General features: G+C 68.1%; 25 protein-coding genes and 1 riboswitch. Of the genes, 13 read left to right on the top strand and 12 right to left on the bottom strand.

Annotated features, from left to right (window positions below; translation table 11 throughout):
* Positions 1 to 4 precede the first annotated feature (4 nt).
* The 5 genes from Q9R27_RS04565 to Q9R27_RS04545 are packed head-to-tail and all read right to left on the bottom strand — an operon-like array spanning position 5 to position 3,960.
* Positions 5 to 964 (bottom strand): ROK family protein, encoded by a 960-nt coding sequence (locus Q9R27_RS04565; RefSeq protein WP_311251153.1) that lies wholly within the window; start codon positions 962 to 964, stop codon positions 5 to 7.
* A 12-nt stretch (positions 965 to 976) separates the two neighbouring features.
* A complete protein-coding gene (locus Q9R27_RS04560; protein ID WP_311251152.1) occupies positions 977 to 1,942 on the bottom strand; it encodes an ROK family glucokinase in 966 nt (321 codons plus the stop codon).
* Complete coding sequence (locus tag Q9R27_RS04555; protein ID WP_311251151.1) at positions 1,942 to 2,343, bottom strand: hypothetical protein; 402 nt, start codon at positions 2,341 to 2,343, stop codon at positions 1,942 to 1,944. Before Q9R27_RS04555 ends, Q9R27_RS04560 begins: the two co-directional genes overlap by 1 nt.
* The gene (locus tag Q9R27_RS04550; RefSeq protein ID WP_311251150.1) at positions 2,340 to 3,509 is read right to left on the bottom strand and encodes an ArsA family ATPase; all 1,170 of its coding nucleotides are present in this window, start codon (positions 3,507 to 3,509) and stop codon (positions 2,340 to 2,342) included. The genes Q9R27_RS04555 and Q9R27_RS04550 overlap by 4 nt, the downstream gene beginning before the upstream one ends.
* A gap of 13 nt (positions 3,510 to 3,522) precedes the next feature.
* A complete protein-coding gene (locus tag Q9R27_RS04545) occupies positions 3,523 to 3,960 on the bottom strand; it encodes an SRPBCC family protein (protein WP_311251149.1) in 438 nt (145 codons plus the stop codon).
* Positions 3,961 to 4,077: 117 nt separating this feature from the next.
* On the opposite strand from Q9R27_RS04545, the gene Q9R27_RS04540 reads away from it, so the two are divergent.
* The 10 genes from Q9R27_RS04540 (at position 4,078) to Q9R27_RS04495 (ending at position 15,303) form a co-directional block, all read left to right on the top strand.
* Entirely contained in the window at positions 4,078 to 5,865 is a 1,788-nt protein-coding gene (locus Q9R27_RS04540) for an AMP-dependent synthetase/ligase (RefSeq protein ID WP_311251148.1), read from the top strand.
* Between the two features lie 200 nt (positions 5,866 to 6,065).
* Positions 6,066 to 6,794, top strand: coding sequence for a Flp pilus assembly protein CpaB (cpaB, locus tag Q9R27_RS04535; protein ID WP_311251147.1), 729 nt, complete (start codon positions 6,066 to 6,068; stop codon positions 6,792 to 6,794).
* Between the two features lie 7 nt (positions 6,795 to 6,801).
* Positions 6,802 to 8,028, top strand: a complete 1,227-nt coding sequence (locus Q9R27_RS04530) for an AAA family ATPase (protein ID WP_311251146.1) — start codon at positions 6,802 to 6,804, stop codon at positions 8,026 to 8,028.
* Between the two features lie 4 nt (positions 8,029 to 8,032).
* The gene (locus Q9R27_RS04525; RefSeq protein WP_311251145.1) at positions 8,033 to 9,535 is read left to right on the top strand and encodes a CpaF family protein; all 1,503 of its coding nucleotides are present in this window, start codon (positions 8,033 to 8,035) and stop codon (positions 9,533 to 9,535) included.
* A complete protein-coding gene (locus tag Q9R27_RS04520; RefSeq protein WP_311251144.1) occupies positions 9,535 to 11,496 on the top strand; it encodes a type II secretion system F family protein in 1,962 nt (653 codons plus the stop codon). The genes Q9R27_RS04525 and Q9R27_RS04520 overlap by 1 nt, the downstream gene beginning before the upstream one ends.
* Position 11,497: 1 nt before the next feature.
* The gene (locus Q9R27_RS04515; RefSeq protein ID WP_311251143.1) at positions 11,498 to 12,424 is read left to right on the top strand and encodes a type II secretion system F family protein; all 927 of its coding nucleotides are present in this window, start codon (positions 11,498 to 11,500) and stop codon (positions 12,422 to 12,424) included.
* Complete coding sequence (locus Q9R27_RS04510) at positions 12,421 to 13,986, top strand: histidine kinase (protein WP_311251142.1); 1,566 nt, start codon at positions 12,421 to 12,423, stop codon at positions 13,984 to 13,986. The genes Q9R27_RS04515 and Q9R27_RS04510 overlap by 4 nt, the downstream gene beginning before the upstream one ends.
* Positions 13,987 to 14,006: 20 nt before the next feature.
* A complete protein-coding gene (locus tag Q9R27_RS04505; RefSeq protein ID WP_311251141.1) occupies positions 14,007 to 14,666 on the top strand; it encodes a response regulator transcription factor in 660 nt (219 codons plus the stop codon).
* A gap of 160 nt (positions 14,667 to 14,826) precedes the next feature.
* A complete protein-coding gene (locus tag Q9R27_RS04500; protein ID WP_311251140.1) occupies positions 14,827 to 15,033 on the top strand; it encodes a Flp family type IVb pilin in 207 nt (68 codons plus the stop codon).
* 36 nt (positions 15,034 to 15,069) lie between these two features.
* Entirely contained in the window at positions 15,070 to 15,303 is a 234-nt protein-coding gene (locus Q9R27_RS04495; RefSeq protein ID WP_311251139.1) for a Flp family type IVb pilin, read from the top strand.
* On the opposite strand, the gene Q9R27_RS04490 is transcribed toward Q9R27_RS04495, so the two are convergent.
* The 6 genes from Q9R27_RS04490 to Q9R27_RS04465 all read right to left on the bottom strand — a co-directional run bounded on the left by Q9R27_RS04490 (position 15,288) and on the right by Q9R27_RS04465 (position 21,052).
* Positions 15,288 to 16,565 carry a M48 family metallopeptidase gene (locus tag Q9R27_RS04490; RefSeq protein ID WP_311251138.1) on the bottom strand — a complete coding sequence of 426 codons (1,278 nt, stop codon included), beginning with the start codon at positions 16,563 to 16,565 and terminating at the stop codon, positions 15,288 to 15,290. The genes Q9R27_RS04495 and Q9R27_RS04490 overlap by 16 nt on opposite strands.
* Positions 16,562 to 17,758 (bottom strand): hypothetical protein, encoded by a 1,197-nt coding sequence (locus tag Q9R27_RS04485; protein WP_311251137.1) that lies wholly within the window; start codon positions 17,756 to 17,758, stop codon positions 16,562 to 16,564. The genes Q9R27_RS04490 and Q9R27_RS04485 overlap by 4 nt, the downstream gene beginning before the upstream one ends.
* 47 nt (positions 17,759 to 17,805) lie before the next feature.
* Positions 17,806 to 18,756: an NlpC/P60 family protein gene (locus Q9R27_RS04480; protein ID WP_311251136.1), complete on the bottom strand. Its 951-nt coding sequence runs from the start codon at positions 18,754 to 18,756 to the stop codon at positions 17,806 to 17,808.
* Positions 18,757 to 18,836: 80 nt separating this feature from the next.
* Positions 18,837 to 19,014: riboswitch (cyclic di-AMP (ydaO/yuaA leader) on the bottom strand.
* Positions 19,015 to 19,175: 161 nt separating this feature from the next.
* The gene (locus tag Q9R27_RS04475; RefSeq protein WP_311251135.1) at positions 19,176 to 19,382 is read right to left on the bottom strand and encodes a hypothetical protein; all 207 of its coding nucleotides are present in this window, start codon (positions 19,380 to 19,382) and stop codon (positions 19,176 to 19,178) included.
* Positions 19,383 to 19,476: 94 nt separating this feature from the next.
* Positions 19,477 to 20,658: an NYN domain-containing protein gene (locus Q9R27_RS04470; protein ID WP_311251134.1), complete on the bottom strand. Its 1,182-nt coding sequence runs from the start codon at positions 20,656 to 20,658 to the stop codon at positions 19,477 to 19,479.
* 121 nt (positions 20,659 to 20,779) lie between these two features.
* Positions 20,780 to 21,052, bottom strand: coding sequence for a hypothetical protein (locus Q9R27_RS04465; RefSeq protein ID WP_311251133.1), 273 nt, complete (start codon positions 21,050 to 21,052; stop codon positions 20,780 to 20,782).
* Positions 21,053 to 21,146: 94 nt separating this feature from the next.
* On the opposite strand from Q9R27_RS04465, the gene Q9R27_RS04460 reads away from it, so the two are divergent.
* From Q9R27_RS04460 to Q9R27_RS04450, 3 genes are read left to right on the top strand one after another with little or no spacing between them, the layout of a single operon-like run.
* The gene (locus tag Q9R27_RS04460; protein ID WP_311251132.1) at positions 21,147 to 22,928 is read left to right on the top strand and encodes a DEDD exonuclease domain-containing protein; all 1,782 of its coding nucleotides are present in this window, start codon (positions 21,147 to 21,149) and stop codon (positions 22,926 to 22,928) included.
* Positions 22,929 to 22,957: 29 nt separating this feature from the next.
* Positions 22,958 to 23,236 (top strand): Lrp/AsnC ligand binding domain-containing protein, encoded by a 279-nt coding sequence (locus Q9R27_RS04455; RefSeq protein ID WP_311251131.1) that lies wholly within the window; start codon positions 22,958 to 22,960, stop codon positions 23,234 to 23,236.
* Positions 23,237 to 23,280: 44 nt separating this feature from the next.
* Positions 23,281 to 24,705 (top strand): hypothetical protein, encoded by a 1,425-nt coding sequence (locus Q9R27_RS04450; RefSeq protein WP_311251130.1) that lies wholly within the window; start codon positions 23,281 to 23,283, stop codon positions 24,703 to 24,705.
* Here Q9R27_RS04450 and Q9R27_RS04445 read toward each other — a convergent pair.
* Positions 24,664 to 25,647 carry a glycosyltransferase family 2 protein gene (locus Q9R27_RS04445; RefSeq protein WP_311251129.1) on the bottom strand — a complete coding sequence of 328 codons (984 nt, stop codon included), beginning with the start codon at positions 25,645 to 25,647 and terminating at the stop codon, positions 24,664 to 24,666. The two genes, Q9R27_RS04450 and Q9R27_RS04445, sit on opposite strands and share 42 nt — an antisense overlap.
* Positions 25,648 to 25,650 lie beyond the last annotated feature (3 nt).

The raw sequence follows: 25,650 nt of genomic DNA, 5'->3' as shown, positions 1-25,650 counted from the left end.
GTCCTCACTGCCCGGCCCGGGCGACCTGCTGGCGGACCAGGTCGGCAGCCCCGACCAGGCCGGCCTGGGGGCCGAACCGTGCCGCCACCAGCGGCGGCACCCGTCGATGACCCGAAGCGACCAGTGAGCGCTGCAGCGCCGTGCGCGCTGGGGCGAGCAACCGGTCACCGGCGGCAGAGACTCCCCCGCCCACGACCAGGCAGTCCGGGTCGAGCGCAGCACTGAGGTTGGCCAGGCCGACGCCGAGCCAGTCACCCACGTGGCGGAACGCCGCCAGTGCCAGCAGGTCTCCCTCGCCCGCTGCGTCGGTCACCATCGGCCCGGTCAGGGCGCCGGGATTGCCGCCGCAGGACTCCTCCAGCACGCTGGGTTGGCTCCCGAACCGGTCACGCGCGAAGCGGACCAGGGCCCGCCCCGAGCAGTACTGCTCCCAGCAACCGCGTCCGCCGCACTCGCACTCGGCGCCGTCGGGCACGACCTGCATGTGGCCGAACTCGCCGGCCATCCCATTGCGCCCCCGATGCAGGCGACCGCCGATGACCAGTCCCCCGCCGATGCCGGTGCCCAGGGTGACCATGATCGCGTCCTCGGCACCGGCAGCCACGCCGTGCGTCATCTCCGCATGCGCCGCTGCGGTGGCGTCGTTCTCCAGTGCGACCGGCACGCCCCAGCACTCCTCGAGGCGGGAGCGGACCGGCGCCTCGACCCACGGCAGGTGCGGGGCGAACATCACCTTCTGTCCGGCAGCGTCCACGAAGCCGGCAGCAGCCAGGCCCACGCCCAGCACCTCGTCATCGCCGGCGACCTCGACAAGTGCGTCGCTCAGTGCCTGCTCCACCAGGCCCGGGTCAACCCTGCGTCCCGGGGTCGAGCGCTGGACGGTGCGCACCACCCGCCCGCGTGCGTCGACCACACCGGCCAGCACCTTGGTGCCGCCGACGTCGATGCCGATGTAGACGCCCATCGCCCCATCCTGTCAGGCGTCGGCGCCCGCGGCCCGTGCTGCCAGGTGCGCCACGCCGACGATGCCGGCCTGGTTGCCCAGCGTGGCCACGACGATCGGTGCGACCGGACGGCTGCTCCCGCCACCGAGGTGTTCGGCGTACGTCGTACGCATCGGCGCCAGCAGCAGGTTGCCGGCATCGCTTGCTCCGCCGCCGACGACGATCAGCTGCGGGTCGAGGACCGAGGCCAGTTGCGCCAGTCCCTCACCGAGCCAGGTGCCGAGCCCGGCCAGCAGGTCGACCGCGAACGGGTCGCCCTGTCGTGCCTGGTCGGTGATCACCGGGCCATCGATCTCCTCGACCCTGCCTCCGGCTGCCGTGACCAGGGCCGCAGCGGCCTCCGGGTGCGCAGCGGCAGCGGCCCGCGCGGACCGGACCAGCGCGGTGCCGGACCCGTACTGCTCCAGGCAGCCACGGCGGCCGCACCCACAGGGCAATCCATCGCGGACCAGGCGCACATGGCCGATCTCGCCGGCGATGCCGAAGCCGCCGCGTTGCAGGGCTCCGTCCATGACGATGCCGCCGCCGACGCCGGTGCCGATGGCGACCAGCAGCAGGTCGCGACAGCCGGTCCCGGCACCTGCTCCGTGGACGTATTCGCCCCAGGCGGCGGCGTTGCCGTCGTTCTCGACGACCGCGGTCAGGCCGGTACGCCGGGCGATCTCGGCGCCGAGGGGCAGGTTGCGCCAGGCCAGGTTCGGGGCGAAGAGGATCGTGGAGCGGTCCGCGGCCACGAACCCGGCGGCCGAGATCCCGACCGCGTCGGCCCGGCCCCCGCGTTGCAGCGTTGCCACCATGTCGCTGATCGCGTCGACCAGGGCGTCGGAGTCGGTTGCCGGCGAGGGCACCTGGAGCCGCTCACCGATCGTGCCCCGGTCGTCGACGACAGCCCCGGCGATCTTGGTGCCGCCGACGTCAATGCCGATGGTGGCGCCCATCAGTCCTCGGGCCAGTCCTGGTCCAGGTCGATCGGCTCGATGTCGTCGCCGCGCGCCGAGGAGGCCTTCTGTTCGTCGGGCACAGCCGTCGCCAGCAGGGCGGCCGCGGCCTGCATCAGGGACGCACTGGCCACGGCCAGGTGCGTCTTCACCTCGGGGCTCAGGTCACGGACCAGGTGGATGGTGCGGCACACCGGGCAGAACTTGCACTCCTCGGCGTCGGTGGCGATGTGCTCGCTCGCGTCCTTGAACGCGTGCGCGGCGCCCTGGGCCATGCCCGCAACACCGTCGGCCATGCCGTCACCGTTCTCCTTGGCCCACTCCGAGAGCGCACCGAAGAGCTTGGCCGCCTCTTCCGCGACCGAGCCGACCTCGTCGGGACCCTTGTGGTCGTCGCTCACGTTGCCGTCTCCTCGAATCGAACCTGCAGTGCTCCACCCTCGACACGCGCACCGCTGACCCGGAAGCGGGCCAGCCCGGCGGGCAGGGAGAGAAGCCGACGATACGACGCCACGGTGACGACCAGTTCGTCGCCGTGCCGCTTGAGATCCACCTCACCCTTGGTCACGAACGGCAGGGCCAGGCTCAGCACGGCACCGGAGGCGGTCCGCTCCACCCGCAGCGGCCCGTCGCCGGAAGGCTCGGCGAGCGGATCCGTGCCGGCGTACACGTCCTCGGCCAGGAGGCGCAGCGCCTCGACGCCGACCGGTTCACCGGTGCGATAGGTGGAGCGCCAGCGGGCCAGGCCGGCGAAGGACTGCTCCATCTCGAGGAGCACCTTCTCCTGGGCCGCGACCCAGCCCGAGCGCCACGCGTCACCGCCCTCGTCGGGGAAGATCCGGTTCGCCACGACGCCGTCGACGCGGTAGCCGAAGAGGGAGAGCGTGGTGAACGAACGCCGGGCCTCGGCCAGCACCACCGTCTCCGGCGTGAGCACGACCCGGACACTGGCCCCGGGGCCGCTGAGCAGGGCGCGGACCTCGTCCAGTTCCCCGTGCAGGCGCTGCACGGCATCGAAGACGGTGTCCTCGGGCATCGGCACGCCGGCCGCCTTGGAGAGCACCGGCTTGAGGGTGCGCACCATCCGGCGCCCGAAGGGGAAGATCCGCTCCATGTACCACCCCAGCGCCTCAGGCAAGGCCAGCAGGCGCAGCGTCTCCGCGGTCGGGGCGCAGTCGACGATGATCACGTCCCACTCCCCCGAGCTCGCGTGGAGGCGCAACTCGAGCAGGGCAAAGATCTCCTCCGCCCCGGGGATGACGGTGAGTTCCTCGGCTGCGACCGGGTCCACGCCGACCACGTCCAGCACGGTCAGCAGATAGCCCTGGATGTCGGCCCACGACTGCTCGAAGCGGCGTTGGGCATCGACCTGCTGAACGAAGAGGTTCTCGGCCACCCGGGTCGGCTCCGCCCCGACGGGTGCGGCGAAGGCGTCGGCCAGGGAATGCGCGGCATCGGTGGAGAGGACCAGCGTGCGCAGGCCCCGGGAGGCGGACAGGGCCGCGGTGCCGGCAGCGACCGTCGACTTCCCGACGCCACCCTTGCCGGTGAAGAGGAGGATCCGCACGCTCAGTGGTCGCTCACAGCGACTCGACGCGGTTCTTCAGTCCCTTGAGCGCGGTGTCGATGAGGATCTTCTCGCCCTTGCGCTTGAGCATGCCGATCAGCGGGATCGCGACGTCGAGGGCGAGGCGATAGGTCACCTCGGTCGAGCCGTTGCCGAGGTCACGCAGGGCATAGGTGCCGTCGAGTGCGCGCAGCATCTTGCCCTCGACCAGGGTCCAGGTGACCTCACGGTCGCCGTCCCAGGTGTAGGCCAGTGTGTAGTCGTCCTTGATCGGGGCGACGTCGAGCTCGAAGTAGACCTGCTTCGCGCGTCCCTCGGCGCCGTCCTCGACGACCTTGACGTTCTTCATCCCCTTCGCCCAGGCCGGGTACGCCGGGAAGTCGGCGATCACGTCCATCACCGCGGCCGGAGGCGCGTCGACGACGATCGAGGAAGAAGTCTGTTCGGCCATTCCGGGCTCCCGTGGTGGGCTGGGTCGCTGCTGGGGCGAGCGTACCGGATCCCCCGGTCACGCCGCGTGGCGGTAACGTTCCGATGACAGCTTCCACCGGACTTCCAGGAGACCGACATGCGCGAATTCGCCTCGCCGCTGCCCGTCACGATCCCCGCGACGGGCAACCTCACTGATGACGTGGTGACCAATGCGCGTGAGCATGGCACCACGGTCGTCTTCAGCCGCAATGACGGCTCCGGGTGGAGCGATGTGACCGCGTCCGAGTTCCACGACGAGGTCGTCGCCGCGGCGAAGGGGCTCATCGCTGCCGGCGTCCGGGTCGGTGACCGGGTCGCCCTGCTGGCCAAGACCCGCTATGAGTGGACCCTGCTGGACTACGCCATCTGGTTCGCCGGTGCGGCAACGGTGCCGATCTATGAGAGCTCCTCGAGCGACCAGATCCAGTGGATCCTGGAGGACTCCGGCGCCAGGGCGATCATCGTCGAGGGCGCCGACCACCTCTCCCGCGTCGAGCCGCTGCGCGAGGGACTGGGCGAGCTGGCACACGTGTGGTCGATCGACGACGGCGCGGTCGACACCCTGGCCCAACTGGGTGCCGACGTCAGCGACGAGGCGCTGGAGGAACGGCGTACCACGGCGACGCCGCTGGACCTGGCCACGCTCATCTACACCTCCGGCACCACCGGCCGCCCCAAGGGATGCATGCTGACCCACGGCAACTTCATGTTCGAGCTCGGCGTTGCCGTGCACGAACTGGAGCGCCTCTTCGGTGACGAGGACGCCTCGACGCTGCTCTTCCTGCCGCTGGCCCACGTCTTCGCCCGGATCATCCAGGTCGGTTGCATCAAGGCACGCGTGCGCCTGGGCCACTCGGCCGACATCAAGAACCTGGTCGACGACCTGGGGGTCTTCAAGCCGACCTTCATCCTCGCCGTACCGCGGGTCTTCGAGAAGGTCTTCAACACCGCCTCGCAGAAGGCAGCCGCCGATGGCAAGGGCAAGATCTTCGAGAAGGCAGCCGCCACGGCGATCGCGTGGAGCCGGGCCCAGGACGGTGGGCGGGTCCCGCTGCTGCTGCGCGGCCAGCACGCGTTGTTCGACAAGCTCGTCTACGGCAAGTTGCGCGCGGCGCTGGGCGGGAACTGTGAGTACGCCGTCTCCGGCGGGGCGCCGCTGGGCGAGCGGCTGGGCCACTTCTACCGCGGCATCGGCGTCAACGTGCTCGAGGGCTACGGCCTGACCGAGACCACCGCAGCGTTGACGGTGAACCTGCCGGATGCCCAGAAGGTCGGCACCGTGGGCCGTCCGCTCGGCGGCACCACGGCACGGATCGCCGACGACGGCGAGATCCTCTTCCAGGGTGGCCAGGTCTTCGCCGGCTACTGGAACAACGAGAAGGCGACCGCCGAGACCCTGGTCGATGGCTGGTTCCACACCGGGGACGTCGGCGAGCTCGACGACGAGGGATTCGTGAAGATCACCGGCCGCAAGAAGGAGATCCTGGTGACCGCCGGCGGCAAGAACGTTGCCCCAGCGGTGCTCGAGGACCGGCTCCGGGCGCACCCGCTGGTCAGCCAGTGCGTCGTGGTCGGCGACGGGCAGCCGTTCATCGCCGCCCTGGTCACCATCGACCCGGAGCACTTCGAGCACTGGGCGAAGGAGAACGGCAAGTCCGGGTCGATCGGCGACAACGTCGACGATGCGGACCTGGTCGCCGAGATCCAGGGCGCCGTGGACGAGGCCAACAAGGCCGTCTCCAAGGCCGAGTCGATCCGCAAGTTCACGATCCTGCCGATCGACTGGACCGAGGAGGACGGCCAGTTGACGCCGTCGCTGAAGTTGAAGCGCAACGTGGTCATGCGCGAGCACCGCGATGACGTGGCCGCGCTCTACGACGGCTGAGGCTCCCATATTGGGGAGCAGCCCTATCCGAAATGACTAGATAGGACTAGTCCATCTGGGCTATATGGACGAAACCTGTGGTCACGTGTGGGGCAGATGGTGGAACCTTGCAGTAACAACCACCACAATGATGACGCGTCCGGTCCCCACGGTCCGGCCGTTGTCGGTGTTCAACCACGCTCGACCTCGAAGAAGGTGTCATGGACCGTCGGAAGATCCTCCTCGTCCTCGCTGCGGTCATCGCTGCCCTGGGGACCCTGCTGGTGTTCCTCTACGTGCAGGCTGCCGACGATCGTGCAAAGGAGGAGATCGAGGCGACCGACGTGCTCAAGGTGATCAAGCCGATCGAGCCCGGCGAGAAGTTCGACGACGCCGTGGCGGCCGGCAAGTTCCAGATGACGCCGGTCCCGCGCGACCAGGTCCTCGACGGCGCCCAGACCGACCTCGAGGCGCTCAGCGGCCAGATCGCGGTGACCCGGATCTTCCAGGGTGAGCAGCTGACCGCGAACCGCTGGGGCGGCACCGTGGAGAACACGTCCCTGGCCATCCCGGACGGGATGCTGGCGATCTCGGTGAACCTGAGCGACCCGGCCCGCGTCGCCGGCTTCGTGAGCCCCGGCTCGGAGGTGGCCGTCTTCCTGACCGCCACCACCACCGGCGGCCCGGCCACCCAGCTGCTGCTGGAGCGGGTCCAGGTGCTCGGCGTGGGCACCACGTCGACGATCACCTCGACCCGGGTCGACGGGTCCGGACAGGCCACGACCGAACAGCTGCCCAAGACGTTGCTGACCCTGGCGCTGAGCCAGCAGGATGCGGAGAAGGTCATCTTCGCCACCAGCAACGGCGACCTCGCCTTCGGCCTGCTCACCGAGAGCAGCGAGGTCAACCGCCGCGGTAGCGGAGTCAACGGAGAGAACCTCTTCCAGTGAGGAACTGATGCCAGTCATCGTCGAGAAGGACCCGACAACCGTCGACCAGCTCAGTGCCCTGCTCCCGGCAGGTTCGCACGTGGTCGACAGCAGCGAGACGCTGCACTCCTGGCTCGCCCACCAGGGCGAGGAGTACGCCGTGGTGATCGGCCCCGGTGTCGCACTGGAGGAAGCGACGACCCTGTCGGAGAGCCTGCGCTACACCCGCCCGTCGACCAGCGTGATCCTGGTCCGCCACGAGGTGGACACCGACCTGCTCTACCGGGCGATGCAGGCGGGATGTCGTGACGTCGTACGCACCAGCGACTACGACGGCATCACCAACGCGATCTCGCGCGCCCACCAGCTGTGGTCCGCGCTGCACACCGGCCCGGCCGCTGCTGCCGCAGCCAAGCCGCGCACCGGCCACATCATCACCGTCTTCTCCCCCAAGGGCGGTGTCGGGAAGACGACGACGTCGGTGAACCTGGCGCTAGCCCTGGCCAACAAGGGCGCGCGCAAGGTCTGCCTGGTGGACCTCGACCTGGCCTTCGGCGACGTGGCGATCACCATGCAGCTCTTCCCGGCCCACACCATCGAGGAGGCGATCGGCGGCGAGAACGTCATCGACTTCACCATGGTCGAGTCACTGCTGACCCGCCACGAACAGTCCCTGATGGTGCTGGCCGCGCCGAGCCTGCCCGACGCCCGCGACCGGGTCACCGCGACCCTGGTCTCCCGGATGCTGCGCACCCTGCGTGACGAGTTCGACTACATCGTGGTCGATACCTGCCCCAACTTCGACGAGCAGACCCTGCAGGCGCTCGACGAGACCGATGACTGCGTCGTGGTGGCGACCCTGGACGTGCCGACGCTGAAGAACGTCAAGGTCGCCCTGGAGACACTCGACCTGCTCAACATCGCCCAGGGCAGTCGCCACCTGATCCTCAACCGCGCCGACGACGCAGTGGGCCTGGACCCGGAGAAGGTGCAGCAGATCCTCGGCATGCCGATCACCACGATGATCCCGTCGTCGACCGACATTGCCGCAGCCACCAATGCCGGCAAGCCGATCGTGATCAGCAACCCGTCCCACCCTGCCAGCAAGGCCTTCAACGCGCTGGCGACGACACTGGCCGAGGGCGTCGGCGACTCCCTGAAGCCCGTTGTCCCGACTCCGACCCTGGCCAGCGCACGCGTGGCCGACCACGACGAAGCCGAGCGACGCGGTCGCTGGCGCCGGAACAAGAGGTGACCTGATGAGCAGTCTCGGAGATCGGATCGCCCGGGCCCGGGCCGCAGCCGACGGCACCGATGCTGGCGCCGGCAGCCATGCTGCTCCGGCAGAGCCGAACCCGCGCCACCAGGCCGAGCCCGCCGCGCCCGCCACCCCGGTGACCGGCAAGCGCGTGGCCACCCCGCCACCCGCCGCTCCGGAGGTGGAGACGGTGGTCAGCCGTCGCCTGGCGAGTGCCGCCAGCGCACAGCAGGACCGCCTCGAAGAACTCAAGGGCAACGTGCATGCCGAGCTGCTCAAGCAACTGGGTCCCCAGTTGTACGACGCCAACCTGGACCAGGCCGAGCTGGAGAGCCGGGTCCGCCAGGTCCTCAAGGACGTGCTCAGCTCCCAGGAGCGGCCGCTGAGCAACGCCGACCGGACCAAGGTCACCCTGGAGATCACCGACGACATCCTCGGCTATGGGCCGATCGAGCCGTTCCTGCGTGACCCTGAGGTCACCGAGATCATGGTCAACGGCCCGCACATGGTCTTCGTGGAGAAGCACGGTCGCCTCCAAGCCGTGGACGCCCGCTTCGCCGATGAACTGCACCTGCGCCGCACGATCGACAAGATCGTCTCCCGAATCGGTCGCCGCGTGGACGAGTCGAGCCCGTTGGTCGACGCCCGCCTGCCCGACGGGTCCCGGGTCAACGCGGTGATCCCACCCCTGTCGATCGACGGATCGGCACTGACGATCCGCAAGTTCGCCGCCGACCCGCTGACCGTGGCCGACCTGATCTCGTTCGGCTCGCTGAGCCAGCGCACCGCCGACTTCCTGGACGCCTGCGTCCGGGGCCGGTTGAACATCATCGTCTCCGGCTCCACCGGCGCCGGCAAGACGACCACGCTCAACGTGCTCAGCTCGTTCATCCCCAGCGACGAGCGGATCGTGACCATCGAGGACGCCGCCGAGCTGCAGCTCAAGCAGGAGCACGTGGTGCGCCTGGAGTCCCGCCCGGCCAACATCGAGGGCCGCGGCGACGTCTCCATCCGCGACCTGGTCAAGAACAGCCTCCGGATGCGGCCCGACCGGATCATCGTCGGTGAGGTCCGTGACGCCTCCGCACTGGACATGCTCCAGGCAATGAACACCGGTCACGACGGCTCCATCTGCACGGTCCACTCCAACGGTCCGCGCGACACCCTGTCCCGCATCGAGACGATGGTGCTGATGGCCGGGATGGACCTGCCAATCAAGGCGATCCGGGAGCAGGTGGCCTCGGCGGTTGACCTGATCGTGCACCAGACCCGCTTCAAGGACGGCTCGCGCCACATCACCCACATCACCGAGGTGGAGCGGATGGAGGGTGACGTGATCACCCTCCAGGACGTCTTCGTCTATGACCACTCGGCAGGATTCGACGAGAGCGGACGCTCGCGTGGACACCTGCGCTCGACCGGCTTGCGCCCGAAGTTCCTGGAGAAGATGGCCTATTCCAACGTCACCGTCGACCCGGTGCTCTTTGCCGTGGACGGCAATTGATGGCCACCTCGTCCCGCTCGGACGCCACCCGCACCGTGCGTGGCCTGCGCGCCATCGCCGCGGCTGCTGCGGTCGGCCTGGGCGCCACGTTCCTGGGCCTGTCCCCTGCCGCTGCCGCCGACGAACTGGCCATCGCCCACGTGCAGCCGGAGGGCGAGACGGTCCAGCTGCTCGTCTCGACGCCCGAGGACGGCTCGGTCACCGCGGACGACCTGAGCGTCACCTTCGACGGGGAACCCGCCGAGATCGAGGTGGCCCCCGTTGGCGGGGCGCCGCAGATCCAGCGCACCACGATCCTGGCGATCGACACCAGCACCAGCATGTCGGGCAGCCGGATCTCCTCGGCGCGGGAGGCGGCGACCACCTTCCTCGACTCGGTGCCCGAGGACGTCCGGGTCGGCATCGTCACCTTCAACGGCACGGTGGCCACAGCCCTGGAGCCGACCACCGATCGCGACGCCGCCCGGGCCATCATCGAGGACCTCGACCTGGGCGCGGACACCTACCTCAACGACGCGCTGATCGCGGCCGCCGCCTTGGCTGGCACTGAGGGTCAGCGGAACATCCTGCTGCTCTCCGATGGCGAGGACAACAGCCAGACCGAGGCCGCCGCCGCGATCTCCGCAGTCCAGGAAGCCGGGGTCCGGGTCGACGTGGTCGCCCTCGACTTCGACGACGACGAGCTGGCCCCGCTCCAGGAACTCGCCACGGCCGGTGGCGGCGAGGTCATCGCCGCCGATGCGCAAGCACTCACCGACGCGTTCGAGGCCGAGGCGGAGTCCCTGAACCGGCAACTCGTGGTGACGGCGACCATCCCGGAGGCGATCCGCGGCACGGCGGCCACGATCGAGGTGAGCGCGGGCGAGCTGAGCACGAGCACGCACGCCAAGATCCGCGACGAGGCGCTGCCGGAGCCTGTCGCCCCGGCGGAGACCGACAATACCTCCGAAGGCTCGGGCACCACGATCAGCAAGAACATGATGTACGCCGGACTGGCGGCCATCGGCCTGGGTCTCCTGGTGGTCCTGGGCAGCCTGATGTGGTCGGCCGGCAAGCCCAAGAAGGGCCCGACCGCCGAGCAGCGGATCGCGGCGTACGGCATGGGCGGCAGCAGTGAGGCCGCTGCCGCTGCCGCCAGCCAGGGCGGCGAGCCGGTGCTCACCCTCGACAACGCCAAGAGTGCCGCGGCCTCGATGCTGCAGCGGAACAAGGGACTCGAGGCCCGGATCAGCCAGCGCCTGGTCGCAGCCGGATCACAGCTCAAGGCAGCCGAGTGGGTGCTGATCCACGGTGGCATCACGATCGTCGCGGGCCTGATCGGTGCCCTGCTCGGCCAGGGCGACCCGCTCTTCATCATCCTCTTCCTGGCGGTCGGTGGCTTGGTGCCGTGGCTGTGGCTGGGCAGGCAGCGCAAGAAGCGGATGGATGCGTTCAACTCGCAGTTGGCCGACACCCTCACGCTGATCTCCGGGTCGCTCTCCGCCGGGATGTCACTGGCGCAGTCGATCGACAGCGTGGTCAAGGAGGGCCGCGAGCCCGTGGCCGGCGAGTTCAAGCAGGCGCTGGTCCAGAGCCGTCTCGGAGTGCCGCTGGTCGACGCCCTCGAAGAGGTCGCGGTGCGCACCGAGAGCCAGGACTTCGCCTGGGTCGTGATGGCGATCCGGATCCAGCGCCAGGTCGGCGGCAACCTGAACGAACTGCTCTCCACGGTCGCCAACACGCTGCGCGAGCGCGACTACCTGCGGCGCCAGGTGAAGACCCTCTCCGCCGAGGGCATCCTGTCGGGATGGATCCTGGCTGCGCTTCCGGTGGGGATGTTCTTCTACATGTTGCTCTTCCGTCGCGAATACGTGAGCCGCCTGTGGAGTGAACCGCTGGGCCTGTTGATGCTGGTCGCTGCCGTGGTTGCCCTGGCGCTGGGCGGCGTCGTGATCAAGAAGATCGTCAAGGTGGAGGTCTGAGATGGAACTCTTGCTCGGCGCAATCCTGATCTTCGTCGCCCTCTTCATCGTCTTCGCCGCGATCGGGGGCCTCTCCCCCGAGCGGAGCGGGGTCAGCCGCTCGCTCGAGGTGCTGGAGGCAATGACCGGCAGCCCCGAGGAACTGACCAAGGAGGCGGACAAGCCGTTCACCGAGCGGGTGCTCAACCCATTGCTCGACCGCCTGCAGCGCTTCGGTCGGCGGATCACCGGTGCGGACCAGGCCGAACGGATCCGCGGCCAACTCGACCGGGCCGGCAACCCCAAGGGGTGGACCGTGGACCGGGTCTCCTCGGGCAAGATCCTCGGCACCTTCGTCGGGGCGGGCCTGGCGGCGTACGTCATCCTGCTGGCTGGCCCGCCGTGGCCGATCAGCGTGCTGATCGCGGCAGTCTGCCTGGTGCTCGGCTTCTATGCGCCGAACATCTACCTCTACAACACCGCAGAGAAGCGGAACGAGCAGATCCTCAAGGACCTGCCTGACGCGCTCGACCTGCTCACCATTTCGGTGGAGGCCGGCCTCGGCTTCGATGCCGCCCTGCAGCAGGTCGCCCGCAACACCGGCGGCCCCCTGGCCGGCGAACTGACCCGGGCGCTCCAGGAGATGCAGATCGGACGGAGCCGCAGCGATGCCCTGCGCGGACTCGGTGAGCGGAGCACGGTCCCCGACCTGAAGTCGTTCACCAGTGCCATGGTCCAGGCCGATGCGGTCGGCATCCCGGTCGCCCAGGTGCTGCGGGTGCAGTCGAACGAGATGCGGACCAAGCGACGCCAGCGCGCCGAGGAGAAGGCCGCCCAGGTGCCGGTGAAGATCATGGTCCCGGTGATCCTCTTCATCCTGCCCTGCCTGATGATCGTGGTGATGGGGCCAGGCATCCTGAGCATGATCGAGGCATTCTCCGACCGATGACCGAGGTCGACGAGAGGTCCCGCTATGCCTCGGTGACAGCCGGGGCCCGGGTCTTCGCCCTGATCCTCCTGGCCGCCCCGGTCGCCTTCACCGGCGAATACGGGCCGATCCTCAACGTGATCCTGGTCGCGGCAGTCTGGATGGGGGCCATCTTCGTCGAAGGCCTGCACCGGATCCCGGTGATGCCGGCACTCGTCCTCGAGGCGAGCCTGGTGACCTTCCTCGCTGCCTGGACGCTTGCCGATTCCCGCGTGCTGCTCCCGGCAATTGCCCTGCCCATCTTCATCGGCGGCATGGTCCGCGGCAGCAGGGGCATGCTGGAGGTCGCGCTGGCCGAGGTGGTCGTGCTGGTGGCCACTATCGTCCCCAACTCCGGCATCGAGCAGACTTCGGAGACCTTCTTCGCCGTCTTCACCTGGTTGATGGTAGGACTCGGGTTCGGCGCGATCGCGGCGCTGGTACACAACCTGCGCTTCCAGGCACCGACCACGGCCAGTTCCTATCGCGACGCACGCGCCCTGATCGCGCAGTTGATCGAATTGTCGGGTGACCTGGTCGACGGCCTCGATCCGGTGGGGATCAGTCAGAACGTGCTCGACCAGGCACGTGAGGAACTCCCCCTGGTGGGTGCGGTGCTCTACACGCCCTCCCTCTATGGTCCGACGCCGCTGGTCGAGGGGGACGTCAAGACCAGCGGCATGGCGCTGCGCGAGTCTCTCATCGATCGCGTCTTCACCACGGCTGCTCCCGTCCAGGACGGCAGTGAACTCGCCTTTCCACTGCTCACCGACGCCGGCGTGGTGGCCGTGGTCGGGGGCATCCTGGCCGACGATCGCCCCAACGCGTCACGCCTGCAGGCAGAGATGGAGGAGTTGAGCCGGAAGTTCGCCGCCGAGGCGATCCAGCTCGACACGGCGCTCCTCTTCACCACGGTGCGCGACGAGGCCACCGCCGAGGAACGGCACCGGCTGGCCCGCGACCTGCATGACGGCGTGGCGCAGGACCTGGCGGCACTCGGCTACCTGATCGACGGCCTCGAGGAGACCGCGACCGATCAGGAGCAGACTGAGCAGGTCGATGAGTTGCGCACCGAGTTGACCCGGGTGGTGGCTGAGCTTCGTCGCTCCATCTTCAGCCTGCGCAACGATGCCGCCGGCGCGGCGAGCCTGGGCGAGGGCATCCGGGCCCTGGCCGGACACATCCAGAGCCGTGCCGGGATCCCGGTCGAGGTCGTCCTCGACGAGGGTGAGACCCGGCTCCGTGCCGGGGTGGAGTCGGAGTTGCTCCGGATCGCCCAGGAGGCGATGAACAACGCGGTCAAGCATGCCCGGGCATCGCGAATCATCGTGCACTGCACGGTCCATCCGCCGCACGCGATGATCCGGGTCGTGGACGATGGTCGGGGCCTGCAATCGGCACGCGACGACTCGCACGGGCTGCGGATCATGCGGGAGCGTGCCCGCCGGGTCGGTGCCGAGCTGACCCTGCAGAACTCGACCGAGCACGGCGGGGTCGAACTCACCGTGACCTTGTCGGCGCAGAACTCTCCCACGCGCGCCTGATCTCCGGCAAGATGGCAGTCATGACTGCCCAGGAGAACCTTGAACCCACGACCACGGTCGTGCTGGTGGACGATCACGAGTTGATCCGGACCGGGCTCGCCCGTTCGTTCGAGCGGGACCCAGCCATGACCATCGTCGGACAGGCCGGCAGCGTCGCCCAGGCATTGAGCGTGATCTCCGCCCAGCGTCCGACCGTGGTGGTCACCGACCTGCAGTTGCCAGACGGCACCGGCCTGGACATCATCCGCGCGATCCGCAAGCAGAACCAGGAGATGGGCCTGGTCGTGCTCACCATGCACTCGGGCGACGACCAGATCTTCGCCGCCATGGAGGCCGGCGCCTCTGCCTTCGTCGGCAAGGACGCACCGTCGAAGGAGGTGGTGAGCGCCGCCAAGCACGCGGCGGTCTCCCCCAAGACGTTCCTGTGCTCCAATCTGGCCGGCGCCATGCTCCGGCGCGCCAACGACGACCGTCCACGCCTTTCCGAGCGGGAGCAGGAGGTGCTGACGCTGCTGGCCGAGGGCCTGGGCACGGCTGCGATCGCCGGGAAGCTCTACATGAGCGAGTCAACGGCGAAGACGCACATCGCGAAGATCTACCAGAAACTCGGAGCCACCAACCGGGCCCAGGCTCTTGTCACGGCGATGCGGCTCAACCTGCTCAGCTCGGTCTCACCCTGAAATGACTAGGCGCGGAATAGTCATAAATGACTATGTCCTCGCGGCTGAACTCCCGATGTACCGGGTGTCCCCGACGGGTGATGATTGTCTTGTTCGAGTCGAGGGGCTCGAGAAAACAAGCCGAACATGTGGGTTCGCTTCATCTCTAAGGGGAAACAAAATGATCGAGTTCTACGCCAAGTTCCTGGCCTTCATGACCGTCGAGCAGAACAAGCGCGACGAGCGCGGCGCCACCGCCGTCGAGTACGGCCTCCTGGTCGCCCTGATCGCCGTCGTGATCATCGCCGCGGTCTACTTCCTGGGTGGCACCCTCAGCGACATGTTCACCGAGGCAGGCTCCTCCATCGACAACCCGACAGGCAACTGACCTCATCCGGTCATCGACTGCGGCCACGCACCCCGCGTGGCCGCAGTCGCAATTTCGCTGAACACATCGACCGCCCACGGCTTGGGGATCCTCATGGCACCAGCAGACCCGCATCGCCAGCGGGACGAGCGCGGCGCGACCGCGACTGAATACGCGCTGCTGGTGACCCTGATCGCCATTGTGATCCTCGCCGCCGTCTTTTTCTTCGGCCGCGAGGTGCTCGACCTCTTCGACACCTCCGAGATCGAGTCGGTCTATCCCTCCGACTGATCCCCTGCTGCGACGCGCGCCAATGCGACCCGTTCCAGGACCGTCGGGTGGCTTCCGAACCAGAACTGCGACCACGCTGGCGGCGTCGGATCGCAGAGCGAGCGCAGGCACAACTGCCGCTGCAGTTCCACCATCGCCTCCGGTGCCGTCACCCGAAGTGCGTCCGTGTCCGCCCGCATCTCCACGTGGCGACTGATCGTCGACTGCACCGGGCTGGAGAGCACCGTCGCCACCGCCATCAAGGCCAGGACCAGCGCCACCGAGCGCGGGTCACGCAGTCCGTCTGTCCCGGACCGGCGCCGCACCAGGCCGCTGCCGGTGATCACTCCCAGCAGGCCGATCCCGACCATCACGCCGAACGCGCCCAGTCCCGTGCCGACCAGCACGTCGTCGTGCTTGGCATGGGCCAGTTCGTGGGCCACCACGGAGAGCACCTGGTCCTCGGGTTGCGACTCGAGCAGGTTGTCATAGACGACCACGCGCCGGGTGCTTCCGAAGCCCGAGACATAGGCATTCAACGTGGTGGTCCGACGGGAGGCATCGGCAACCAGCACGTCGTCCACCGCGACTCCTTCGACCCGAGCTAGGTCGAGGATCTCGGAACGCGGCGGTCCCTCTTCCATCGAGGCGAAGTCATTGAAGAGGGGCTCGACGACCACTGGATAGGCGAAGGAGCCGGCCACAACCAACCCCGCGCAGATCCCCCCGGCCACCGCTGGCCACCATCGGTGCCACCTGCGCGCACATCCGACCAGCACGATCAAGGCGACAGCGGCGACCACCACCGAGAGCAGGTAGCCCTTAACCTGGTCCACCGCCCAGTCAGGGAGCGCCTGTTGGGTCAGCCCGTGGTTGACCCGTCGGGAGCGCAGGGCGAGCCCGAAGGGAAGCGTGACGAGTTCGCCGATGAGCAGGACGACAGCACTCAGGCACGTGACCTTGACTGTCCAGTGACTGCGCCATCCCTGCTCTGCACGCCCACCGAGGAGTCCAGCACCAACCCGAGTGAACCCGAGCCCGCAAGCCACCAGCAACGAAACGCCCAGCGCGCTCCAACTCAATACCCGATTCCAGCGAGCGAACTCCTCGCCGCGCGCGACCTCATCGGCAGAGAAGACGGAGGCTGCCGCCGCCGGCTCGGGCCATCCTCCCGGCGCCGGGTTCCACGGCACCAGCAGGGCGGCCATGCCGAGGAAGCCCACTGCCCCGACGGCCGTCACCAGCCAGGCGACCCGTGTGTGGTGTGCAGGCGTGTCCGTCATCGCGCCAGAGCCTCGAGTTCGTCCTGCCACAGCCCGACCAACTTATCCTCGGTCAGCCCGAAGTGTTCCTGCAGCGCATCGGGCAGCGACGCCCCTGCCGAGACGTCGTTGTAAAGGTCCACCAGCGCATCCTCGCCGCCCTCGCCGACCAGGACCCGGCAGGCGAGCCATGCCGCCTCATAGGCGGCACCCAGGTGGCTGGTGCGCGAGTTGAACTCGACGCTGCCGGGTAACGCATCGGGGACACCTTCTTCCTGCACCCGGGCGATCACCTGGGCTGCGGCAGTGGTCAGCGGCAGGTCCACGTCACGCAGCGCCACATAGTCGGCGAATCCCTCCAGGAGCCACAGGGGCACTCCCGATGTGGTCGCGGCTCCGGTGACGACATGGACCGCCTCGTGGCTCATCACGACCTGGGCACCTTGCGCCTTCAAGCCCGACCACAGTTGCGGGTTCACCAGCACGTGCACGGGCGATGTTGGTGTCAGGGATCCGTCCACGGTCGTGGTCACGGCGGCGATGTTGTCATACTCGCCCTCGTCGGCGTCGAGCATCGCGTTGAGTTGGCCGGTGTTGGCGGGCACCTCGACGACGAGTCCCTGCTCGGTGTCCGGGAGCATGGCCCGCACCACCCGGACGGCTTCGCGCGCCTGCGTGGCGTACTCACCCACGGATTCCCCCGCCACCATCACCAGTGCGTCATCGGTGCGATCAACGGCGAGGCCAGCCAACAGCCACAACGGAGTACGCCGGGAGCCACCGCCGAACCCGGTGATACGCGCCTGGCCGTCCTCGAGCGCGAAGGTCACCGTGATCTCCGCCCAGGCCGGGCCGGGGTCGAATCCGTCGAAGCGCCAACTGGCATCGACAGCGGCTGCCCACTGTCCCTGCTGGAGGCCGGCCGAGAGGGCGCGGTCCTCGTCGACATAGCGCAGTGAGAAATCCGCCACGTGCAGCGCTTGGGCATTGTCAGACAAGCGCTGCGCCACCTCGGGAGTCGCCACCGCGCGGAAGTCGGCAGCATCGCCGGTCCGTACGCCGTCCACGACACCGGAGAGCGCGACAGCCGCGAGATCCTGTCGTCCCGCGGGCGAGGAGAGGCGCGGGTCGGTGAGGGGCTCGGCGTCGCGGCCCACCACGGCGAACAGGACGGCCAGCAGCACTGCTGCCAACACGAGCAGAAGGCCGGCCATCCACCATCGTGGACGGCCGGCCTTCGGCAGGAGACTGTTCAGCTGGATCAGCCGGGTCGGACGGCGCCGCTGTACGGCATGGAGCGAACGCCGGCGACAGCGACCCCGGTACGCGGGTTGGCCGCGTGGACGATCTTGCCGTTGCCGATGTAGATCCCAACGTGGCTGACCGGGCTGTAGTAGAAGACCAGGTCACCTGGCTGCAGCGCGTCGATGGAGACCCGGGTGCCGGAACCCATCTGTGCGCGCGAGGAGTGCGGCAGGCTGACGCCGGCCTGGGCCCATGCCTTCATGGTGAGGCCGGAGCAGTCGAACGAGCTGGGGCCAACCCCGGCGTGGCGGTAGCCCTTGCCCACCTGGGCGAGCGCGTAGTTCACCGCATCAGCAGCGCGGCCCGAGACCTCCACGTTCATCTCGACGCGCTCGGTGCTGCGCGAGGCGGAGTTGCTGGTGGAGTTGCCTCCCGCCGGAGCGGCAAGGGTGGCGCGCTCGGCGGCGCTGAGGCGGGAGAGGAGCTGCTCGGCCTTGGCCAGCTTCTCCTTTGCCTCGGCCTTGTTGGCGGCCAGCGTCTTTTCGGTCGAGGCCAGCTCGTCGGCCCGCTTCTGGGTGGCCTCGCGGCGAATCTCCAGCGCGGTGACCTCGCGGTTGTAGCTCTCGAGACGCTGCGCCTGGACGTCGTTGTAGGCGGACAGGGTGGTGAGGTCGTCGAGGAACTGCTCGGGGTCCGCGGAGAGCACGAGGCGTCCGGCGTTGGACAGGGTGCGGCCCTCGTACTGCGCGGCGATCGAGTCGGAGACCGACTCGCTCAGCTCGTCGACGGTGGCCTGTTGGGCTGCCTCGTCGGCCTTGAGTGCCTTGAGGTCGGCCGTCAGTTCGTCCAGCTTGAGCTTGGCGTCGTGGTGGCGCTCGGTGGCAGCCTCGGCCTCGTGCTCGAGCTTGTCCACCTGCGCGCGGACGTCATCGATGTCCGGGTCGGCGAAGCTCGGAGCGGCCGGCATGAGGCTAACTGCAAGGACTGCGGTGGTGCTGGCGAGTGCCGCGATGGCACGCTTCCGTCCGTGATGCATGGGGGCGGACGTACTCCTCTTTGCTCTACGCCTACCAGGTGAGCTGTCGGGTTCGGGCACAAAGTTTCCCTACACGCATTCCGCAGTGGTGCTGCCTCGTGCGTGATTCACCCCAGGGGATTGGTTCCCCGGCTCCAGACCCGACACGACTTCCCCGCCACACGGGTCTGGATTCGGCGTGGCGCCTGAGCTGGTCCGGTGTGACCAACTGGTACAGGCAACCAAGCACACAGGCTAGACGGGGCAGCAGGCCCGAGCAAACCCATGTGACCCATGTCGTGGATGAATTTCAGCATTTCAGATGACGTGTGTCACATCCGTCCCATTCGTCACTCCCGGAGTGCCGCTGGTCAGGCCGATTCGACCTGGGGTCCGCTCACTGGCGTTACCATCCTCAGCGGCGGCACCAGGCCCGAGGAGGCCAGCACATCCAGTGCCCGGCATTCCTCGTCGTCGAAGGCCAGTTCCGGAGGTGGCCCGAGCAGGACAGTGACGACACAGTCGTGGCAGGCCAGGCCGCGCACCTCACAGGTGTCGCAATCGATTCGCAAGGTCATCCGTTGCTCCTCGTCTCGAAGGGTTCCGGGCAGGGATCCCGGCTGTCCAGAGACTCGCAGAGGGCACCGACACTTGCTCGGCGATCGCCCCGGTTCACCCTCCGAGCAGCGCTATCAACGCGGCTGATGCCACTGCTCGCGCGCCGTTCCGCCGTACGTCGCGCACGATCTCCTGATCCGAGGTCACCACGACCACGACCCTCCCCTGCGGCTCGGCAGCAACGAGATCACGGATCACGTCATCGGCGATCACGCCCTCAGGGCTGAAGAGGACCTTCACCCCGCGCGGCGCGTTGGCGACGCCGCGGTGGCTCTGGGAGGCCGCGTCGAAGACGACAGTGGTCTCGGCTCCTGAGCGCGCCACCACCGGGCCCAGCGCAGTGAGCAACCGGACTCGCTGCGCTTCCAGTGACGAGGTGGGCCAGGCCGACTTGGAGACGTTGTAACCGTCGATGATCAACCGCGCCCGTGGCATCGCCAGATGCTGCTCGAGCAACGCCGGGCTTGCCGGTCCAAGCGCACCGGCGCTGGAGGGTTCGCGGGTGCCTGCTGCGGCGACCTCTGCCTCCACGTGCTCACCCGGGCTCCCCGACACGGCCGGCAGGGCAAGTTCGCGGCGCAGGCCCTGGCCTGCCTCGAGCAGGGTGTCGAGGAGCAACCGGGCACGCAACGCCGTCGCGTCACGCTCGGTCCGTGCCTCGGAGCGCACCGCGCCGAGTTGTGACTGCGCCTCGGCAAGGGTGGCCTTGACCCGTCGCAGTTCGGCCTCAGCCGTGGCCCGCTCCGCCTCGGCACGCTCTGCCCTCTCCTGGGCTTGGCGAACCTGTTCCTGGGCTTCTTCACCCGAGCCGCGCAGCGTTGCTCGGGCCTCCCCCAGCTTGCGCCGCAGGGCGGTGTTCTCGGCCTTGATCTCGTCGATCCGCGCCCGGTGCTCACTCTTCAAGTCCCGTGTGGCCTGCTCAGCCTTGGCCAGGCGCGCTTCGAGTTTCCCAAGCCGCGAGTTGTCCTGGGGTGCACCTGCCACCTGTACGCCGCGCAGGGCGTCCGTATAGGCCTCCTCCCAGCCCTGGGGCCGCTTCAACCACAGCACCACCGCCGTATCGACGGGGTCCGCGGCTTGGGGCACCTGCCCCTGCTCCACCCACTCCGAGAGTGCCGGGAGCACGAGCGCCACCTGGGTCGCGACATGCGACCGGAAGTCCGGGTCAGCCTCGAGTGCGGCCGCGATCTGGTTGCCGCCCAACCGGGCCCGCTTGGCGGGGGCGAAGTCTGCCACCTTCCGCAGCGCGGCAGGAGGATCTCCAATCGCCGGCAACGCGTCGGCCGTCAGCGTGATCAAACGCAGACGCACCGCCGCGGGCATCGGCCCCGGGGTCGGTACGTCACTGTTCATCGGGTCAGGCTCCGTCGGCGTCCTTGGCCGGGTCGTCGGCGACCGGCGCGTCGTTGCGCGCGATCAGTTCGATCGCATCGCTACGGCCGCACCAGCGGCAGGTGACCTCTTCGACGACCTCTGCCTTGACCTCGGTGGACTCGATGACCGGTTCACCGGCCAGGTCGAAGTGCCAGTACTCCTCGGTCTTGCGGGTGCGGGTCACGTCGAAGCGCGTGAGGTTTCCACAGCCGCCACACCGCCAGCGGTTGGTGGTGTCGGGGATCTCAACGGTCACGGTGACTCCTTGGTCGTGTCTCTGGGCGAACGTTCCAAGCCTAGGGGGCGTGGTTGCCGGGTTCTGTCGGTGCCCACGTCTAGCGTCGGTGGACATGAGCAGCACCCATCAGATTGTGTCCTCGCGCTGGGAGGCGCAACGCAGTTTCGACGAACTTGGTCGTCCCCTGCGCGACATCACCTTCTGCGTGGTGGATCTCGAGACGACAGGTGGATCGGCCGCGGCCGGTTCCATGATCACCGAGATCGGCGCGGTCAAGGTGCGCGGCGGCGAAGTGCTCGGCGAGTTCCAGACCCTGGTCAACCCCCATGGCCACATCCCGCCGTTCATCGCAGTGCTGACCGGGATCACCAACGACATGGTGGCCACGGCACCGCCAATCGAGGCTGCCCTGCCCGCGTTCCTCGAGTTCGCCCAGGGGTGTGTCCTGGTCGCCCACAATGCCCCGTTCGACGTCGGGTTCCTGCAACACTTCGCCGCCCAGCAGGAACGCCCGTGGCCGAAGTTCGAGGTGGTGGACACCGCTCGTCTCGCCCGCCGGGTAATCACGCGCGATGACGCCCCCAACTGCAAGCTCTCCTCGCTTGCGGCCCTGTTCAACAGCCCGACCACGCCCAACCACCGCGCACTGGCCGACGCGCAGGCAACCGTGCACGTGCTGCATGGCCTGATGGAGCGGCTGGGCAACCTCGGGGTGGTGACACTGGAGGAACTGCAGACCTTCACGTCCAAGGTGACCACGGCCCAGCGGAAGAAGCGGCACCTGGCCGATCCGCTCCCCCACGCTCCCGGGGTCTACCTCTTCCGTGACCGCCAGGACCGGGTGCTGTACGTCGGGACGTCACGCGACCTGCGGACCCGAGTCCGCTCCTACTTCACTGCCTCGGAGACCCGCTCACGGATGGGTGAGATGGTCGCGATTGCCGAGCAGGTGACCGGCATCGAGTGCGCCACCGTCCTCGAGGCGCAGGTCCGCGAACTCCGCCTGATCGCCGAGCACAAGCCGCCCTACAACCGACGCTCGAAGTTTCCCGAGAAGGGACGCTTCATCAAGGTGACCCGGGAACCCTGGCCGCGCCTGTCCATCGTCACCAAGGTCCTCGATGACGATGCTGACTACCTGGGCCCCTTCGGATCGCGCCCGTCGGCCGAACGCTGTCTTGCCGCGTTGCACGAGGCGTTCCCGATCCGCCAGTGCAGCGGCCGCCTGCCCCTGGCGCCCTCGCGGAGCGCCTGCGTCCTGGCCGAGATGGGACGCTGCCTGTCACCGTGCGACGGCAGCGTAGATCCGCAGGACTACGCCACCGTCGTGACCAACCTGAAGGATGCACTGCACGGCGACCCCGCACCGGTCATCAATGCGCTGAACAAGCGGATGGCGGATCATGTCGCCGACGAGCGCTATGAGGAGGCCACCATCCACCGGGACCGGCTGGCTGCCTTCATCCGTGCCGCGGCGCGGACACAGCGCCTGCGCGCCCTGACCCAGTGCCCAGAACTGGTCGCAGCCCGCCGGGAGGCAGATGGCCGTTGGCATGTCCACGTGGCCAGGTTCGGCCGCTTGGCCGCGGCCGGGGTGATCCCATCTGGGATGGACGCGCAGGTCTTCGTGGAACAGTTGAGGGCGAGCGCCGAGACCGTGATGGGTGGCCCTGGGCCTGTCCCTGCAGCCTCGGCCGAGGAGTCGGAGAAGGTGCTCGGCTGGCTGGAGGGCGAGGGCATCCGCTTGGTGGAGGTCATCGGCGAGTGGTCGAGTCCCCTCGGCGGGGCCCGGAGTCATGTGGCCCTTCACGAAGCAGTCGAGGCTTCGCGTCGCGACCTGGTCCCCTTCGACGACAGGCGCGACGTCACTCCGGTCCATCAACCTGCCCGCTGAACAGGCCCTCACCCGCTACGGTGGTGGGCGTGATCACAGCCATTGTCTTCGTGAACGCCGATGTCGATCGGATCCCGGAAGTTGCCGAGCAGATCGCCGCCCTCGACGGCGTCAGTGAGGTCTATTCGGTGACTGGACAGATCGACCTGATCGCGATGATCCGGGTCAGCGACCACGAGGCCATCGCCTCGGTGGTGGCGGACAAGCTCAACAAGGTCGATGGCGTCCTCGCCACCGAGACGCACATCGCCTTCCGTGCCTACTCCCAACACGATCTGGAGTCGGCCTTCTCCCTCGGGCTCGATTGACCAAAGCAGCCTCGGGAAGCACATCATCGTGGGAAGGTGTGCCGGTGGACCACCCCGCAGAGACCCCTCCCGCGCCTGATCTCGTGACGCGCCTGGTGCGCCAGGTCCTCCCCCTCGTGGCGCTGGCGATCCTGTTCGCTGTGGCAGTACGACGTGCAGCGCTGACTCTCACCAACGACGACACGTTCTTCCACTTGCGGTTCGGATCCGAGTTCCTGGCCGACTGGAGCATCCGCTCCCCCGGCAGCGTCACCGATTTCGGAACCCGTGACTGGGTCCCCACCCAGTGGCTCAGCCAGATGACCATGGCGCGGACCGAGGATCCGGGCGGAACCACCGCAGTTGCCGTGCTAGCTGGCGTCGCCTACGTGACCTACCTGCTGGTCCTCTATCTGACCTGTCGTGCGTGGTCTGCACCGCTGGTAGCAACCCTGGTCGCGGGCGCGGCCTTCCTGGGATCCAGTTACGGGCTCTCGGCACGACCACAGGTGATCAGTTACGTCCTGATCACCTGCACCGTTGGCGCATGGCTGGCCACCGCACGTGACGGGAAACTCCGGTGGTGGCTGATCCCGATGACGTGGGCGTGGGCGAGCCTGCACGGATTGTGGCCAGTTGGCATCGTGATCTCCGTGGTTGCGGCGGTGGGCATCAGCCTCGATGAACGCGACCTGCGGCGCCTCAAGGCGTTGCTCGTCCCGCTGGGAAGCCTGCTGGCCTGCGCACTCACCCCGGTCGGACCTCGCCTCCTGACCGAGGTGCTCACCGTGAACTCTCGAGGGAGCTACTTCGCCGAGTGGGGACCGACCGACTTCACTGACGGCTCACCCATGATCCTCAGCGCACTGCTGGCGCTCGTCCTGCTGGCCTGGTTCCGCACCGGCCAGGTGAGCTGGCTGCACGGCTTGCTCTTCCTGATCGCCGGGGCGTGGTGCCTCTACTCGATGCGCACTGTTCCCGTCGGTGCCGCTCTCGTCGCTCCGGTAGCGGCGGCCGCACTAACTCGCTTGGTCCCCGAACAGGATGAAGCCACCACCGGAAGCGATCGCCGTCTCGCGTGGGTCGGATGGGTGGTGGCTGTCGCAGCCCTGCCGCTGATCGCCCCGCACACCCTCAAAGTGGGGCCAGAACTCCCCGACCGCATCGAGGAGGACCTCGCTGCCCTCCCCGCCGGGGCCGTCGTACTGAACGAATGGAAGTGGGGCGGCTACCTGATGTGGAAGCACCCCGAACTCGACTTCGTGGTCAGCGGCTACGGCGACATCTACACCACCGAGGAACTCGACCGGAACGTCACGCTGACCAAGGTTGACCCCGGGTGGGACAGCCGCCTCGACGAGATCGGGCCAACGGTTGCCCTCCTCGACGCAGAGTCGCGCCTTGCCTATGCGCTCATCCATACCTCGGGCTGGACCGTGTCGCGCGAGTCAGATGGCGTGGTCCTCATGAAGCCGCCCACCACCGAGTGACCTGCGCTCGAACTCGTTTCGCTTGGCATGCTCCAAACCCGCCTCCAGCAAGATCCGGTTGGTGCGAATCAGGTCAGAGACGATGCCCAGCATCCCGGCCAGGAACGCGAGGATGAGGAGGACTGCGCCGACGAGCAGCGATTGAAGGTGTCCGCCTTGCTCACCGAGATAGAGCAGGATCGCGTACCGCACGTACGGCGTGATGCCCAGGATGGCGGCGACTGCCGCCAGGAACCCGAAGATCGTGTACGGCTTGTACATGATGTACGACCGGATGATCGCCGCGGCTGACTTGGTTACGTGCTGGCCGGTGGACTTGAACAGGCGTGACTCGCGCGTCTTTGGGTTCGTCCGGATCGGCACACTGGCGATCGCCAACCGTTGACTGCCAGCCTGGATGATCGTCTCCATGGCATAACTGAACCGGGTGACGGAGTTCAGCCGCATGAGGCTCTCGCGGGAGTAGGCGCGGAAACCACTCGCTGCGTCCGGGATCGTCGCCCCTGCCACCCGACTGACCACACGGCTGCCAAGGTGCTGAAGGAAGACCTTGGTGCGGGAGAAGTGCTCGACCAGGTGCACTTGACGATCAGCAACGACGATGTCGGCTTCACCGGCGACGATGGGAGCCACCAGATCCCCAATACTTTCGGAGGGATACTGATTGTCGCCGTCCGTGTTCACCAGGATGTCCGCGCCCATCTCAAGAGCCACCCGCACCCCGTCATGGAACGATCGTGCGAGGCCTTGGGGCGCAGTGTGCCGGAGCACCCGGTCCGCCCCATGCGCCCGTGCAACCTCCGATGTGCGATCGGTTGACCCATCATCAATGACGAGCACCAGAATTTCGTCCACTCCCGGGATGCTGTCAGGAATCGCCTGAAGCACGCTGGGCAGCGTCTCCTCCTCATTGAGGCACGGCACCTGCACGACAATACGCACGAC

It is taken from the genome of Nocardioides sp. AE5 (genome assembly GCF_031844485.1).
Taxonomy (GTDB): Bacteria; Actinomycetota; Actinomycetes; order Propionibacteriales; family Nocardioidaceae; genus Nocardioides.
The sequence above is the reverse complement of the archived record's forward strand: the minus strand, read 5'-3'. Positions and strand labels throughout refer to the sequence as shown.